The sequence below is a fragment of the Streptococcus oralis genome (assembly GCF_023110055.1).
Taxonomy (GTDB): domain Bacteria; phylum Bacillota; class Bacilli; order Lactobacillales; family Streptococcaceae; genus Streptococcus; species Streptococcus oralis_BY.
In genome coordinates this window covers 1-13,546 of the sequence record NZ_JALDVG010000004.1, presented here as the reverse complement: position 1 = coordinate 13,546, position 13,546 = coordinate 1, and the positions used below count along the sequence as shown (strand labels likewise).

General features: G+C 38.5%; 14 protein-coding genes and 6 tRNA genes. 7 read left to right on the top strand and 13 right to left on the bottom strand.

What is annotated here, in order from left to right; translation table 11 throughout:
* Positions 1–20 precede the first annotated feature (20 nt).
* The gene (locus tag M1G01_RS09400) at positions 21–878 is read left to right on the top strand and encodes a DUF975 family protein (RefSeq protein WP_247931678.1); all 858 of its coding nucleotides are present in this window, start codon (positions 21–23) and stop codon (positions 876–878) included.
* 179 nt (positions 879–1,057) lie between these two features.
* On the opposite strand, the gene M1G01_RS09395 is transcribed toward M1G01_RS09400, so the two are convergent.
* The 6 genes from M1G01_RS09395 to M1G01_RS09370 form a co-directional block, all read right to left on the bottom strand.
* On the bottom strand, positions 1,058–2,272 hold the full coding sequence (locus M1G01_RS09395) for a LysM peptidoglycan-binding domain-containing protein (RefSeq protein WP_247931677.1): 1,215 nt from the start codon (positions 2,270–2,272) through the stop codon (positions 1,058–1,060).
* A 165-nt stretch (positions 2,273–2,437) separates the two neighbouring features.
* Complete coding sequence (locus M1G01_RS09390) at positions 2,438–3,058, bottom strand: HAD family hydrolase (RefSeq protein ID WP_001172845.1); 621 nt, start codon at positions 3,056–3,058, stop codon at positions 2,438–2,440.
* 3 nt (positions 3,059–3,061) lie between these two features.
* Positions 3,062–4,342 carry an MATE family efflux transporter gene (locus tag M1G01_RS09385; RefSeq protein ID WP_247931676.1) on the bottom strand — a complete coding sequence of 427 codons (1,281 nt, stop codon included), beginning with the start codon at positions 4,340–4,342 and terminating at the stop codon, positions 3,062–3,064.
* A gap of 60 nt (positions 4,343–4,402) precedes the next feature.
* On the bottom strand, positions 4,403–5,887 hold the full coding sequence (thrC, locus tag M1G01_RS09380; RefSeq protein ID WP_247931675.1) for a threonine synthase: 1,485 nt from the start codon (positions 5,885–5,887) through the stop codon (positions 4,403–4,405).
* A gap of 75 nt (positions 5,888–5,962) precedes the next feature.
* Positions 5,963–7,240, bottom strand: coding sequence for a glutamate-cysteine ligase family protein (locus M1G01_RS09375; RefSeq protein WP_247931674.1), 1,278 nt, complete (start codon positions 7,238–7,240; stop codon positions 5,963–5,965).
* A gap of 391 nt (positions 7,241–7,631) precedes the next feature.
* The gene (locus tag M1G01_RS09370; protein WP_008288146.1) at positions 7,632–8,030 is read right to left on the bottom strand and encodes a hypothetical protein; all 399 of its coding nucleotides are present in this window, start codon (positions 8,028–8,030) and stop codon (positions 7,632–7,634) included.
* A 172-nt stretch (positions 8,031–8,202) separates the two neighbouring features.
* Between M1G01_RS09370 and M1G01_RS09365 the strand changes: the two genes are divergently transcribed.
* A complete protein-coding gene (locus M1G01_RS09365) occupies positions 8,203–8,529 on the top strand; it encodes a DMT family transporter (protein ID WP_000120162.1) in 327 nt (108 codons plus the stop codon).
* Between the two features lie 163 nt (positions 8,530–8,692).
* Here the strand turns inward: M1G01_RS09365 and M1G01_RS09360 are convergent, their stop codons facing one another.
* A complete protein-coding gene (locus M1G01_RS09360) occupies positions 8,693–9,139 on the bottom strand; it encodes a helix-turn-helix transcriptional regulator (protein WP_000287814.1) in 447 nt (148 codons plus the stop codon).
* Positions 9,140–9,458: 319 nt separating this feature from the next.
* Here M1G01_RS09360 and M1G01_RS09355 point away from each other — a divergent pair, with 319 nt between their 5' ends.
* From M1G01_RS09355 to M1G01_RS09335, 5 genes are read left to right on the top strand one after another with little or no spacing between them, the layout of a single operon-like run.
* Complete coding sequence (locus M1G01_RS09355; protein ID WP_000182279.1) at positions 9,459–9,932, top strand: hypothetical protein; 474 nt, start codon at positions 9,459–9,461, stop codon at positions 9,930–9,932.
* A 40-nt stretch (positions 9,933–9,972) separates the two neighbouring features.
* Entirely contained in the window at positions 9,973–11,169 is a 1,197-nt protein-coding gene (locus tag M1G01_RS09350; RefSeq protein WP_000109700.1) for a replication initiation factor domain-containing protein, read from the top strand.
* Between the two features lie 2 nt (positions 11,170–11,171).
* Entirely contained in the window at positions 11,172–11,558 is a 387-nt protein-coding gene (locus M1G01_RS09345) for a hypothetical protein (RefSeq protein WP_001096843.1), read from the top strand.
* A gap of 59 nt (positions 11,559–11,617) precedes the next feature.
* Positions 11,618–11,812 carry a DUF3173 domain-containing protein gene (locus M1G01_RS09340; protein WP_000598357.1) on the top strand — a complete coding sequence of 65 codons (195 nt, stop codon included), beginning with the start codon at positions 11,618–11,620 and terminating at the stop codon, positions 11,810–11,812.
* 3 nt (positions 11,813–11,815) lie between these two features.
* A complete protein-coding gene (locus M1G01_RS09335) occupies positions 11,816–12,949 on the top strand; it encodes a site-specific integrase (protein WP_001208033.1) in 1,134 nt (377 codons plus the stop codon).
* Between the two features lie 85 nt (positions 12,950–13,034).
* Here the strand turns inward: M1G01_RS09335 and M1G01_RS09330 are convergent.
* The 6 genes from M1G01_RS09330 to M1G01_RS09305 all read right to left on the bottom strand — a co-directional run bounded on the left by M1G01_RS09330 (position 13,035) and on the right by M1G01_RS09305 (position 13,546).
* Positions 13,035–13,118 (bottom strand) — tRNA-Leu (locus M1G01_RS09330).
* A 9-nt stretch (positions 13,119–13,127) separates the two neighbouring features.
* Positions 13,128–13,199 (bottom strand) — tRNA-Gln (locus tag M1G01_RS09325).
* Between the two features lie 13 nt (positions 13,200–13,212).
* Positions 13,213–13,285: transfer RNA gene (locus M1G01_RS09320), tRNA-His, on the bottom strand.
* Positions 13,286–13,299: 14 nt separating this feature from the next.
* A tRNA-Trp gene (locus tag M1G01_RS09315) sits at positions 13,300–13,370 on the bottom strand.
* Between the two features lie 11 nt (positions 13,371–13,381).
* A tRNA-Tyr gene (locus M1G01_RS09310) sits at positions 13,382–13,462 on the bottom strand.
* A gap of 17 nt (positions 13,463–13,479) precedes the next feature.
* Positions 13,480–13,546: transfer RNA gene (locus M1G01_RS09305), tRNA-Phe, on the bottom strand.

Sequence of the window (13,546 nt, the reverse complement as noted above, 5' to 3'; positions counted from 1 at the left end):
AACTATGGTATAATGAGAGAATGAAATACCCAAAAATTGATTTAAAAACCATTCGTCTGCAGACGAGGCAATTTCAGGCTGAAAATCCCCGCCTCTTTCTCGTCTATCTCTTACCTAGCATGCTGGTCATCTTATCAGGCTTTCTCAACCCCTTGGCTCGTCTCCAAGAAAGTGTTTTAGAGCAATCCTTTTTCAGCATGCTGGCACAAGTGCTCCAAGCCTATCTCTTCCCGCTAGTTGTTTCTTTTGTGAGCACGATTTTTCTAGCAGGTGCTGCTTTTGCGACACTCCGACTCCTCAAGGATCCTGATACAGAACTCTCAGTAAAAGCTAGCCTATCCCTCTTTGCCGAAGAACGCTTCTCGCAAACCTTCCTGACCCTGCTTCTCAAACGTTTCTACCTTTTTTTATGGAGCATTCCAAACTTAGTAGGCGTTTATTTTCTCTTTTATAGCAATCTCTTAGCTCGGAGATTTGTCGCCCTACATCCTGAATTTCCAAAATTAGACCTCTCATCCGTTGAAACAGAGCAGTTCCTTCTGACCTTTGGGCTCTACTTTTTCGCGAGTCTCATCTTGATGATTGTAGGGAACATCCTCTACGTTCCACAACATTATGCCTACTCGCAGGTAGAATTCCTCCTCTGCGACACTCTGGATTTAGGACAGGCTAAACCCCGTCAAATCCTGAAAACCAGCCGTTTCTTGATGAAGGGTTACAAATTTCAACGCTTTGTTCTCGATCTACAACTACTCCCTTGGTACTTCCTTAACTGGATTACTTTTGGAATTGCTAGCTTTTCAATCCTTCCCTATATCCAGAACAATCATATCTTCTTTTATAGAGCCCTACTAGCCCGTAAACGTCGAAATGGATAAGAGCATACAAAAACCAGCGTCGTTCAGGACGCTGGTTTTCTTATTTCAAAAGTAACATACTCAGCAGAGTCAAAATAGCAGGCCCACCTTGCTTCAGAATAATCTTCTTGTTTATCCTGAAGGAATGACACAAAAAAAGAAGCGAGAACTCAATCAGTTCCCAACTTCCATTTTAATGATTAGTTCATTGAAACGTGAACGTGGTCATAGTGGTTTTCGGTTACGCTGCCACGGTCTGGCATTGGATTCCACGTGTAGGCTGGTCCATATTTACTATCATATGGAGCGTAGAAACGTTGTTTCCAGATGATGTAGTTGATACCACGGCTAGCCATATTTTTGACTGCATATTCTGCAATTTGATCCCCGAGTGCTGAACTCACTGGAACCATGAAGTCGATGGCCAAACCTTTACCATGGTCCCCACTGTCACCAGGACGGTAGCCACTAAAGGATGTAATCCCAAACAAGTTGGCTACTTCTTCTTTAAAGGCTGCTGTTTGTGGTTGAAGACCTGCATTCTCAGACTTAGCTACAGCAAGTCCTGCATAGTCAGGAGCCGCTGGAGCTGAATAAGTTCTTGAAGGAGTTTGGCTTTGCTCTGCTTGATAAGTCGAAGTTGCAGTGTCAGAAGTTGCTGTTGATGCTGCTGTTTCTTCTGTTGCACTTGTTCCTGTTGTATCAGCAGGCGTTTCAGTTGCTGGAGCAGCTGCTACTGGGGCTTCTGCTGGAGTTGTTGCTGCCGTTTCTTCGGTAGCTGGAGTCGCTGCTTGAGGAGCTTCTTCTTCAACTGGGCGAGTTGTTTCTGCTACTGGTGCTTCCGCTGAAGTCGTTTCAGCTGTTTCTTCAGCTACAGGTGTTTCTGTAGATGGTGTCTCTTCAGTAACTGTCGCTGTCTCAGGAACTTCTGAACTTGGCGCTACTTCTGCTGGTTTTTCAGTCTCTGTTGCAGTTGGAGCTTCCTCAATTGGTTGAGAAAGGTCTTCTACTTGAACTGTTTGTTCATCAACTGTCACTTGATTTGTCGTCAAATCAGCTGTCGCAGTCGTCACTTCTTCACTAGCATCTGCTTGAGGAGCTTGGATTTCAACTTCCGTTACCTCTTCTTCCTCATTGACAGTTGTAGTGAGGAGAGTATCTGGGAAAATCAAGTCCATATTAGTAATTTTGTTCAAATTAGCAAGAACGGTCACATCTACTCCCAAAGCTTCTGCAATCGTGCTCAGGGTATCACCATACTGAACTGTATAGCTGTTTTTGTTCTCGTTTTTCGTCACATCATTTTGAATTTGCTCAACGCTACGTGCTGTCCAAGAGATTTCTTGAGCTTTAGCTCCTAATGCGGGAGCAAGAGATAAGGCTACTGTTGAGGCTAAAATAATTCTTTTCTTCATTCGTTCATATTCCTTTCAAATGAGTACCTGTCTATCATAACACAAAAAAAGCAGAAAAAAAGCCCTCTCGGGCCTATTTAACAGAACTGTCTATTCCTTGTAACAAACTCGATTACTTGAAATAGTTTGTTAGGTCTCTGTCACACAACTGACACAATCTTCTCGTTACTTACTCTCAAAAATATGAGGAATATCTGCTAGTGCTCGAATCATGTGATTGCCTTCAAAAGAAGACTCTAAAAAGTTGATGCTTTGAATGCCGCTATTCTGGGCGAATTCCACATCTAAAGTCCGGTCCCCTATATAATAGGTCTTCTCAGGATCCAGCTGATACTTGTCTAACAAATAGGTAGCCGCTTCTGGACTAGGCTTGCGCTCAAAGCCACTCTGACTGGTTAAAATCTCTGTAAAATAGGATTCCAATCCCAGATCCTTTAGAATAGTAAAAGCATTGTCCCCTTTATGAGTGTAAACAAAGTTCCGAATCCCTACTTGGTCTGCCCAATTCAACACCTCACGCGCACATGGCATCAAAACTACCTGAGCATTCTTCTCAGCCAGGCTCTGGGCACGTACCTGATTGAGCACTTCCGCATTCAGATTTCTCTCTTCTGCCACCTGCACCAGCAAATCCTGCACAGAAAACTTGAGGATAAACTCTCTCACTTTCTCCTTATCATAAGGAATAGAAAACTGACCAAAAGTCTCCTCAATCCCTGACAAAATCGCTTCGTAAGAATCCAATAAAGTCCCGTCTAAATCCCAAATAAAAGCTGTTTTTTGCATCTTCTATCCTTTCAAACTCATATAACGCTGGTAACGGTAACGTAGAAATAACCAACGGAAACCATTATCCAAGAGAGTCCCTGCCCAAATACCAGGCAAGCCCCAACCAAGAACAATACCCATAAGATAGGCTGTTCCTATACGGATACACCACATCCCAATACTTGTCGCATAAAAGGGGAGGCGAGCATTTCCCAAGCCCTGCCAAACTGCCGTATATATAACTGTCCCTGTCGCCATGGGAGTCCCCAATAGAGAAAACAGTGCCACCAAAACGCTCGCTTCGACTGCTACAGGGTCGGTCGTATAGAGATGAGTCAATGGTGTCCCCAAGGCATAGATACTGAGAGTTAAGGGCAACATGAGGAGCAGAGAGAGCCAAAAGGTTTGTTTGCTCAAATTATCTACTCTTTTCCAATTATCCTCTCCAACCGCTCGAGCCACCAGCATGACCGTTGCCGTAGCGACGCCAAAGGCAGGCATATAATTAAACTGGGTCAAGACTTCTCCAACTGCATTTCCCGCCACTGCCTCCGTCCCAAAAGAAACGACCAAGGCAATGATAACCACATCTCCAGCCCTCATCATGAGGCGCTCTCCAGCTGCTGGCAAAGCCAAGATCAGTAAGTCTTTATCCAGTCCAAAAGTCGGTTTCTCAAAAGGTAGCTTTAATTGCGACCACAAAATCCCAAGACCAACCAAACGAGACAAGATAGTTCCCCAAGCAACACCCGCTATGCCCATATCAAGGATAAAAATGGCTAGACTTGAAAAAAGAATATTCAAGGCATTGGATAAAAGACTAACATAGAGGGGTAGACGCGGATTATGCGTTGCACGAATCAAGGCACCTAGACTGGTCATCAAGCCCAAGAGAACAATCGATCCACCCACCAAAGATAGGTAGAGCCCACCACTCTCAGCCACCTCCTGCTCAGTTCCCAAAAGTCCAATCATTTCTTGCCCAGCAAAGATGGATAAAGCCCCTAAAAGAAAACTTAGTAGCAAGGTAATCTTCAGCGCTTCTGTCACGTGATAAGCCAACTTGGACTGATCTTTCTGCCCCATACTTTTTGAAATAACACTGGAAATAGCAGCTCCCAGAGCGATAAAAATCGCCTGGTAAATCGTGATAATATTGCTAGCCACTGAAACACCTGAAATAGCGATTAAGCCCAAGTGAGCGACCAAATAACTGTCCACCATACCCATGAGCATCTGCAAAAAGTTTTCGCCCATAGCTGGCAATGCAATATTAAGAATGTCTTTATTTTTCTTAAACAATCCTTCCTCCTGATGAAAAGAAACTCAGTTGGTTTCCCAACCGAGTTTACTCCCTCTGTCTTAAAGTCCTAGATAAGCCTCAACCGCTGCTTGCATGTCAGCAGCTGCCACTGTTGTTTTATGACGAACTGGATCCGTTTCAAGGCCATCAACCGCTGGTGGCACTGCCACTCCTGAAATGTCATGTAATTGAGCCAAAGCTTCAAAGTCAGTTAAGCCTACTTTCCCTGTTACAGCTTCTACTGCAACCACTGGGAACTTGTAAGGACTAGCTGTTGAAGCAATCACTGTCTTAGTCGCATCGCCAGTAGCCTCTTGGTATTTTCTATAAACTGCTGAGGCAACCGCCGTATGTGGATCCTCAATATAAGCATCTGTATCATAAACACGTTTAATTTCTGCCGCAGTTTCTTCCTCAGTCGCATATTCAGCTGCAAAGAGTTCCAGAATCGCTGCATCAAAGTCTGTCAATTCATATTGTCCTTGTGTACTCAAGGCATTCATGAGTTCAGCTGTCTTAACCGCATCATTCCCCAAAAGATGGAAAATTAAACGCTCCAAGTTTGAAGATACTAAGATATCCATAGATGGACTAGTTGTTACTTTAAACTCACGTTTCTTATCGTAAACACGTGTTTTAAAGAAGTCAGTTAAAACATTATTGTCATTTGAAGCACAGATTAATTTGCCAACTGGAAGACCGATTTGTTTAGCATAAAAGGCAGCCAAGATATTTCCAAAGTTTCCTGTCGGTACTGTGAAGTTGACCTTTTCACCAGCCACAATCTCACCAGACTTGACCAACTGAGCGTAGGCATAAACATAATAAACAATCTGTGGCACCAAACGACCAATGTTCATAGAGTTAGCTGATGAAAATTGCAGTTTATTGGCAGCCAATTTTTCACGAAGAGCTACATCGTTAAACATATGTTTCACATTTGTTTGTGCATCATCAAAGTTTCCATCAATAGCGATAACATGAGTATTGTCGCCAGTCTGAGTAGTCATTTGCAACTCTTGTACCTTGCTGACACCATCCTTTGGATAAAAGACGATAATCTCAGTTCCAGGCACATCCGCAAACCCTGCCATAGCAGCTTTTCCAGTATCACCAGATGTCGCTGTCAAAATGACAATCTTGTTCTCCAAACCATGCTTTTTAGCGGCTGTCGTCATAAAGTATGGCAAGATAGACAAGGCCATATCTTTAAAGGCAATCGTTGAACCATGGAACAATTCCAAGTTGTATTGCCCATCCAGTTTCACCAATGGCGCAATAGCTGGAGTATCAAACTTGCTATCGTAGGCATTGTTGATACAGTAGTTCAACTCCTCAGCCGTAAAGTCATCTAAAAAGGCTGATAAAACTAATTTGGCCACTTCTTGGTAAGAAGCATCTTTTAATGTTTCAAAGTCCAAATCCACCTTTGGATAAGTAAGTGGTGTAAACAGACCACCATCCGTCGCCAAACCTTGCAAAATAGCTTGGCTGGCAGTTACTGTATTATTGGCATCACGCGTTGATTGATAAACTAATGTCATGAATCTCTATCCTTTATCTATAGTCTCTTCCATTATATCATGATTTTTCAGAAAATTCTCCCTTTATAAGAGAAATTATAATCCCAATTCTTTCTTCAAAGGCTCTAAATAAACCATTTCTTGCTTATCTCTTTTCTCCAGCCCCTCCTCAGCAAGGGTGAGTAAGTCTTTAGAAAACTCGAGAACCGCAGCTTCTTCTTCATCTGTAAGTTTTTTCTTAGAAAATTGTCGTCTTAAAAGCTTATAATCACGACCAGCTGTGGTAAAAAATGGAGCAGTTCGCAAGTAAGCTTCAAGCTTGTCTAAATGAACCAACAAGCCCAAATGAAAGGCTGCAGAAGCAAAAGTCCTATCAAGCGGCTGAGTACACACACTACGAAACTCAACTGTCCCTCGAGTCGTTAAGTCTTGGTACTGGTAACTACGATGAGTTTGGAAATCTTCCTCCTGAGGATGAATTAACACCTCATCCCCATTAAGGGTAAATGCTTGGATTTCAGGTGTAGCCAAATAGTCCCTAGCCTGAATCGGATAAAAATAATAGGTCTGCCCATCACGCTCCGCAGTAAAAATCGCAGAATGATTTAAATAGTCAAAAAAATCATCCTCATCTTTAAATAGTCTAGTATTGACACCAACATTCTCTGGATAGATACCATGCATGGATTCTTCCCAAAAAATATCTCTCGAAATTTTGGTATCCCAATCTGCCCCTGAAAACTCAGAATTTGCAAACAAATAAGCTTTAGCAGCTTCAATTTGCGTAAAAGCATTGATAACACGCAGGTAGTTGAACCTTGAAATGTCTAGTTGAACCTGACTCCCACATATAAAGGCTCCATACTCAGGGAAATGATGTAAATCTGATTTAGTTACATTTCTACTCAAATTCAGATAATCCATCAACATCTGATAGCGGGGATAAGCCACTGGACAATTCTCATTTTTATCCCAGTTGGGATGAATGCCGCAGCCAACAATAGCATGATTAGCTCCCCCCAACTTATTCTGAATCGTAGCCATATAGAAGTTAAAGCGTTCTTCCACCTCTTGGATAGATTCGGCCTTTCCGAATGCAAACTCAATCGTCGTATAAGCAACCTCAAATAAGATCGTATCTTGGCTGACTGGATCAAGTAACTGAATTGGATTCCCAAAATCATCCTCTTTTTCGATAGTAAAGCCCAATACTGATGGTAAATACCGAAAGAGGTCCTTAACAACTTCACCATCTGTAGCCTTACCCGCTAAATTTACAATAGGAAATTCTAACTCAATTCCAATAAATAAATCTGAGTTCTCTTTTATATTCTTTAAGTAACGTTTCTTTAGTAATTCAACAGACCGAGACATTAATCACCAAACTCTTTCATAATCAAAATAAATTGTGAATAAGTAATATTATACCAAAAATACACTAAAAATGACTAGAATAAGAATAAAAAGATGATTCATCAGTTATCTGTACTTAAAGAAAAAATATCAAAATCTTCACCAAATCAAAAAACAAGGTCCAAAAACCTTGTCTTTATTACTATACCGGCGGCCGGGGTCGAACCGGCACGTCCTTGCGGACACTGGATTTTGAGTCTAATATTATTAGTTTTAAATCTCAGAAATATTGATTTTATAAGCTTTTTTTCCATAATATTTTTTAAAACTTAGTATCACTTCCAAAGTTTAGATACTTTTTAGTAACTATAAAATGCTAGAAAGTATACTCCTTATTAAAAAGAGTTTTGGACTAGTTTTGTGCAATTTTATTACCCATATCCGTAATAAGAGAGGCTAAATTAATTGTCTTTAATGATTGTAGAAATTGGTTGTGAATATCATTAGACACATAACCAGCTAGCAAAATATGCTCAGCCATGTCATATTGCTTAATCAAGAGAATCTTATCATGTTTTTCATTAAATAAAATCGCACTAATTGCTGTATTAAAGACTGGAAAACGAAAACTCGCACATTGTGAACAATAAGGAATATCTCCCTCATCTTTTAAAAATTTTTTCTCCAAAGGATGCCCACATTCGGGACAACAAGTCATTGTTTTGTCAAATATAGAAGCCTCTTTTTTAAAGTTCTTAAAAGTAATTTTACCAGTAAAATCGAGACCACGCAAGACATTGAAATAAATCAAGACTTTATTTAAAATTTATCTTATGATATACTAAACTTATCAGCTATTGGTTCTGAAAAAGTGTCTGCCACAGTTTTACTACAAATTCTCATGACTTGTGCCAAGATTTATAAAAAACGGATAGCTATAATAGCTCTTAGAGCAAAAACATGACATATAGGAGGTTAAAGACATGTCATACTTTTATCTTTTTATCGCCATTGTAGGAGAGATATTGGGAACTAACCTTTTGAAATTATCAGACGGTTTTACAAAGCCTATTCCAACCGTTTCTGCCCTACTTAGCTATGGCGTTTGTTTCTATTTCCTCTCACTAGCAATGCAAAAAATTCCTGTAGGAATAGCTTATGCAACATGGTCAGCTGTCGGTTTAGTTTTGATATCCTCTATCGCAGTAATGATTTTCAAAGAAACACTAAATGTTTATAGCATTATCGGTTTAATTTTGATTATCATTGGTGTTGTCATGGTTAACTTATTAGGAAATGCAGGACATTAATAAAACCGGCTCTATACTATTTGTAGTGGGTAAATCCCCTATGGATATTATGGAGCCTATTTTGTTGTAGAAAAAAAGTTCCATAAGAACTATAATGAAAAGCTAGAATTCTGTCAATATTTTGGACACATTTTGGGAGGGAATTTTGAAGACTAGCGTCCTCCTAATTTTCCCAATAAGTTTTAACTTCTTCAAAAATCTTATTCAAAAGTTCTGCATCTTTTTCTGACAACTGATTTTTTTCTATAACTCTATCTTTTAGTTCTGTTGCCTTTATTTTATTTCTTGCCACCGAAACTGCTATTGAATGTTTCAAAATATCAAACTCATCCTTTGAAAAGTTTGCAATATTGGTAAGATCTAATTGTTCTAGAGGTAAACTACTGATAATTGAATAAGGTTTTTGTCCCAGCAAATAATCTGTAGTAGTCCCAAAGATATTTGCCAATTTCACAACGAATTCTAATCCTGGTTCTAACGTTCCATTCTCCCACCGAGAATATGTCCCTTGTTGAACTCCAATTAATTCCGATATTTGTACTTGAGTTAACTTTTTTGATTTTCTGAGAGTTTTTAACCTCTCTGAAAATTTATAATCCTCTGTATACATAATTCTCCTATAGATATTCTTATTCGTATATTTTAGCTTGACAAAATATTCCAAACGGTATAAAATAGAATTATTCCATAAGGAATATTTATTTTGAGATTGAATATTCCATTGAGAATATTATAGCATAAAAGGAGGTAAAAGCGTATGTAACTAGTAGTCGATTTAAAAAATTTTAATAAAGGAGGTAAGATTCGACAAAATAAAAAATCTTGAAACAAATGTGCCGTTCGTTCCAAGATCAAAACATATTATGTAACAATTATACCACAGAAAACTCTTCAGTTGCACAAGAAAATTTCGGAGGTTTCACAAAAAGATGACCAATAAAGAGTTAGTCAATCAAATTTCTGGCCTAAACTCTACCTCTACTCTTAAAAATTGGATTCAACTGATTAAAGAGATAAGTGGCAAGGAATTTAAGAAAATTAAAGTTCCTATCAGTAGAAATCCCAGAACTCATCAATTAAGTTATACAGTTGCCTATGATTTTACAGACGAAGACCTTAGACAATTTCAAAAGTTAGCTAAACTAAAACTTGAAATAGGTCTAAAAGAGGCTATACAAGCCGTATTTGGGAGTCTAGCAGACAATGAACATGAATCCCTAAACCAAGTAATAGATGAGCTCTACGATGAACTGAGCGCCTTAAAACAGGAATTTAAGCGAGAAATGCGACTGATAAAAATTGAGAATTCCAACCTAAAAAAGAAAATCCAAGATATTGAAGAGTCGATGCAAACCGGCTTACTAGGGTTTGTTAACAAGAGGTCAAAAAATAGGTTCGGCTAATAGCGAGTTTTCGGCTGAGCCATGAGGCAGAAAGCCGAAAATGAGCGTAGATGCGGACGGACCATTTTTGACCGATAGGGTGTGTAGTAACACCACCCTCTGCAAGTTAGGTGTACCATCGAAAGAATTCAGTATTTCCAAGGGTTTCGGAGATTTTAAGGGTGGCAAAATTAAGCAAAAAGTTGAATCAAAATCTATGGCAAAAAATGAACATTTACGTTCTGTATTTGACTGGATTCAAATTCAGTTTGATAAGACTGAATTTTCGCCAAGAGAAATAATCGAAGACATTCTATTTCTTGACTATGACCTATTTATTGAGAATAAAGGGAGCCTTAAATACTATAACTATGATAGCCAGCTTCATTATGGGAATATCCGTATCTACTATGGAGCGAAAGAGTCGTCCTACATGCTTGTCATGTCAGGACAGGCACTCGAGTTCTATAGAGATATGGTATTAGATCCAAATAGTCTGTCCGAAAGACAGTTTTTGAACAACCTCTACTACAATTACAATCATTTTTCAGTAAGACGAATTGATATTGCAATAGATGATTTTAATGAAACACCCTATTTCACTCCTAATCAGCTTCTAAAGATTTGTCAGAAGAAACGCTTTATATATGGAAAAAGCACCTACTACAATACCTACGGAGATGAAACAATCGGCCAGACCTTATATTTGAGAAAACCCAATGATGACGAAAGACTTAGAATTTACGATAAACGCTTAGAACGAGCTGAGAAGCTCGGTATCAGCAAGCGGTATATAGAAAATTGGATAAGAACTGAGTTAGAACTTAGGAAAGAAAAAGCTCACTACTTCATTCAAGAATGGTTGCATTCAGAAATAGATCTTCTCAACTTTACCAAGGGATATCTCAAAGAAAAAGTGAGGTTCTATAGTGATAGCTATTTCTCAAAACCTTTGAGATCTTGGGAAAAGTTTTTAGGCCATTCAAAACCCGTCTCTATCATTATTTCAAAATCAAAAACAGAACTAGAACAAAAATTAGAATGGTTTACCTATAAAGGTTCAGGAGCTATTCTAAAAGCGTATAAATTTCTATACGACAATAACTTACTGCATGAGTATGAGAAATCTAACTATCTCGCACTCAACAATATGGAATATCCACCAGATTTAGCAAGTGGATTAATAGAAAGAGCAATACTCTTTAAACGAGAGGATTTGATCCCTACAATCAAAGAAAATATTAAAAGGAGAAATTAACTATGGCAAAAATGCTTTCACAAAATGACTGGAATTTTAATAACATTGGAACAAAATTTGAATTGGATGAAGTCATTCCAAAATTTGAAACGGAAGTCCGAGCAGATGCAAACGGAGAAATTATCAAAAACCGAGATGGTAGCGAAAGACGTTTTAATACCGATAAAATCATTGGTTGGAAATACAATGTAACAATCAAGGATGGACAATTCAAAAAGAAATCAACCCAAGTCTCAGTAGACAATCCAGATGCCTTGGTTGATAATGACTATATCCAAGCAATGGATGAAGTACCAGTTACATTTGACAATTTACAAGCTACTATGATTAGCACAACAATGTATTACAAGGCGGATGCTATCCATTTAGTAGATGTAAAACAAAAATAAGTATCAGACAAGGGGAGTTAATCCTCCCCTTACTTAATCTGAATAGAAAAGGAGATAACATGATTAAAACTGTAACAAAAGATGACCTTGTCGAACTTGGATTTGCTCCAGGAACTGCAAGAAAGATTATCCATACCGGTAAATTACTATTAGTGAATCGTGGTTTTAACATCTACGATAACAAACGGATTGGTACAATTCCAGCCAGTGTCGCTGAAGAACTATTAGGAATTGAACTCCAGAAAGAAGCGTAGCTTATGGCTTTACGTAAAAGTAGAGACGGAACTTGGATTGTCGATGTTTCCAATGGTATAAATCCAATATCTCTAAAACAACGTAGAATTGTAAGAAAAGGATTCAAAACTAAAAAAGAAGCATTGGAGGCCGAACAATACTTACGAAGTGTCGAACTTAAAGAAAAAAGTTTCAACTCAAAAATATCAATTGATATCCTTTATGATCTCTTAAAAGAAGAGGATAAAATAAACAACAGAAAACAAAGCTATATAGATACACAAGAAAACAACTATAACAGGCATATAAAAAACTATTTTGAAAAAGTTGATGATGTAGCTAAATTAACTTATGAAGATATCTATCAATTCAGAGAACATCTAAGAGATAAAAATGCTCAAAACTCGGAAAAGAAGCTAAGTCCAAATACTATTAATAAAATTATAATTTTACTAAAGAAAATTCTGGATGTTGGATTAAGAAAGGGATTTTACAAGGAACATCCTGTAGGAATGCTAAAAAAATTACCAATAGAAAAAGCAAAATTAAATTTCTGGACAATAAAAGAATTCAAGCACTTCTTAACACTATTTAACGACGATGAATACAATATCAAATTACTATTCACAGTTTTATTTTTTACTGGTCTAAGACTGGGAGAAGCACTTGCTCTAACGTGGAAGGATATAGAGTTTTCAACAAATACAATCCATGTAAGCAAATCAGTATACGTTAAAAAAGGTGAAGAACACATTAGTAGTACAAAGACAAAAGCTGGAACCCGAAGAATCATCATGAACGCCAAACTAGTGGAGACACTAGAAGACTGGAAACAGATACAGCATGAGAGATTGAAAGAATTTACAACTAACCTAGATGATCTACAGATATTTCAAAATAGCCCTATTACAATAACTAAAGATTCAATCGAAAAACAATATAAAAAAATATTGCAAAGAAATAGTTCTTTAAAAAAGATAAGAATTCACGACTTCAGGCATTCACATGCTTCACTGCTAATAAATCAAGGAGAAGATTATCTTGTCGTAAAAGAAAGATTAGGCCATGCATCTATAACTACAACAATAGATACATACTCTCATTTGTATCCAAGCAAGCAACAAAAATTAGCGGATAAATTAGATGATTTATTATAAATCTAGTAATTTTAAGTAACTCAGCGTTACAAATTCAACAAATAAAAGAAAAAGACAAGGTCCGAAAACCTTGTCTTTAATACTATACCGGCGGCCGGGGTCGAACCGGCACGTCCTTGCGGACACTGGATTTTGAGTCCAGCGCGTCTGCCAATTCCGCCACGCCGGCAAATAGTAACTGGGGTAGCTGGATTCGAACCAACGCATGAGGGAGTCAAAGTCCCTTGCCTTACCGCTTGGCTATACCCCAATAATATAAAATAGGCGAGTGATGGGGATCGAACCCACGCATGCCAGAGCCACAATCTGGTGTGTTAACCACTTCACCACACCCGCCATAATCATATTAACACGGGCAGTAGGAATTGAACCCACACTGAAGGTTTTGGAGACCTTAGTTCTACCTTTAAACTATGCCCGTAACTAAAGTAATGGAAGGGGAGGGATTCGAACCCCCGAACCCGAAGGAGCGGATTTACAGTCCGCCGCGTTTAGCCTCTTCGCTACCCTTCCAAGTTATAAATAAAATATGGCGCGAGACGGAATCGAACCGCCGACACATGGAGCTTCAATCCATTGCTCTACCAACTGAGCTAC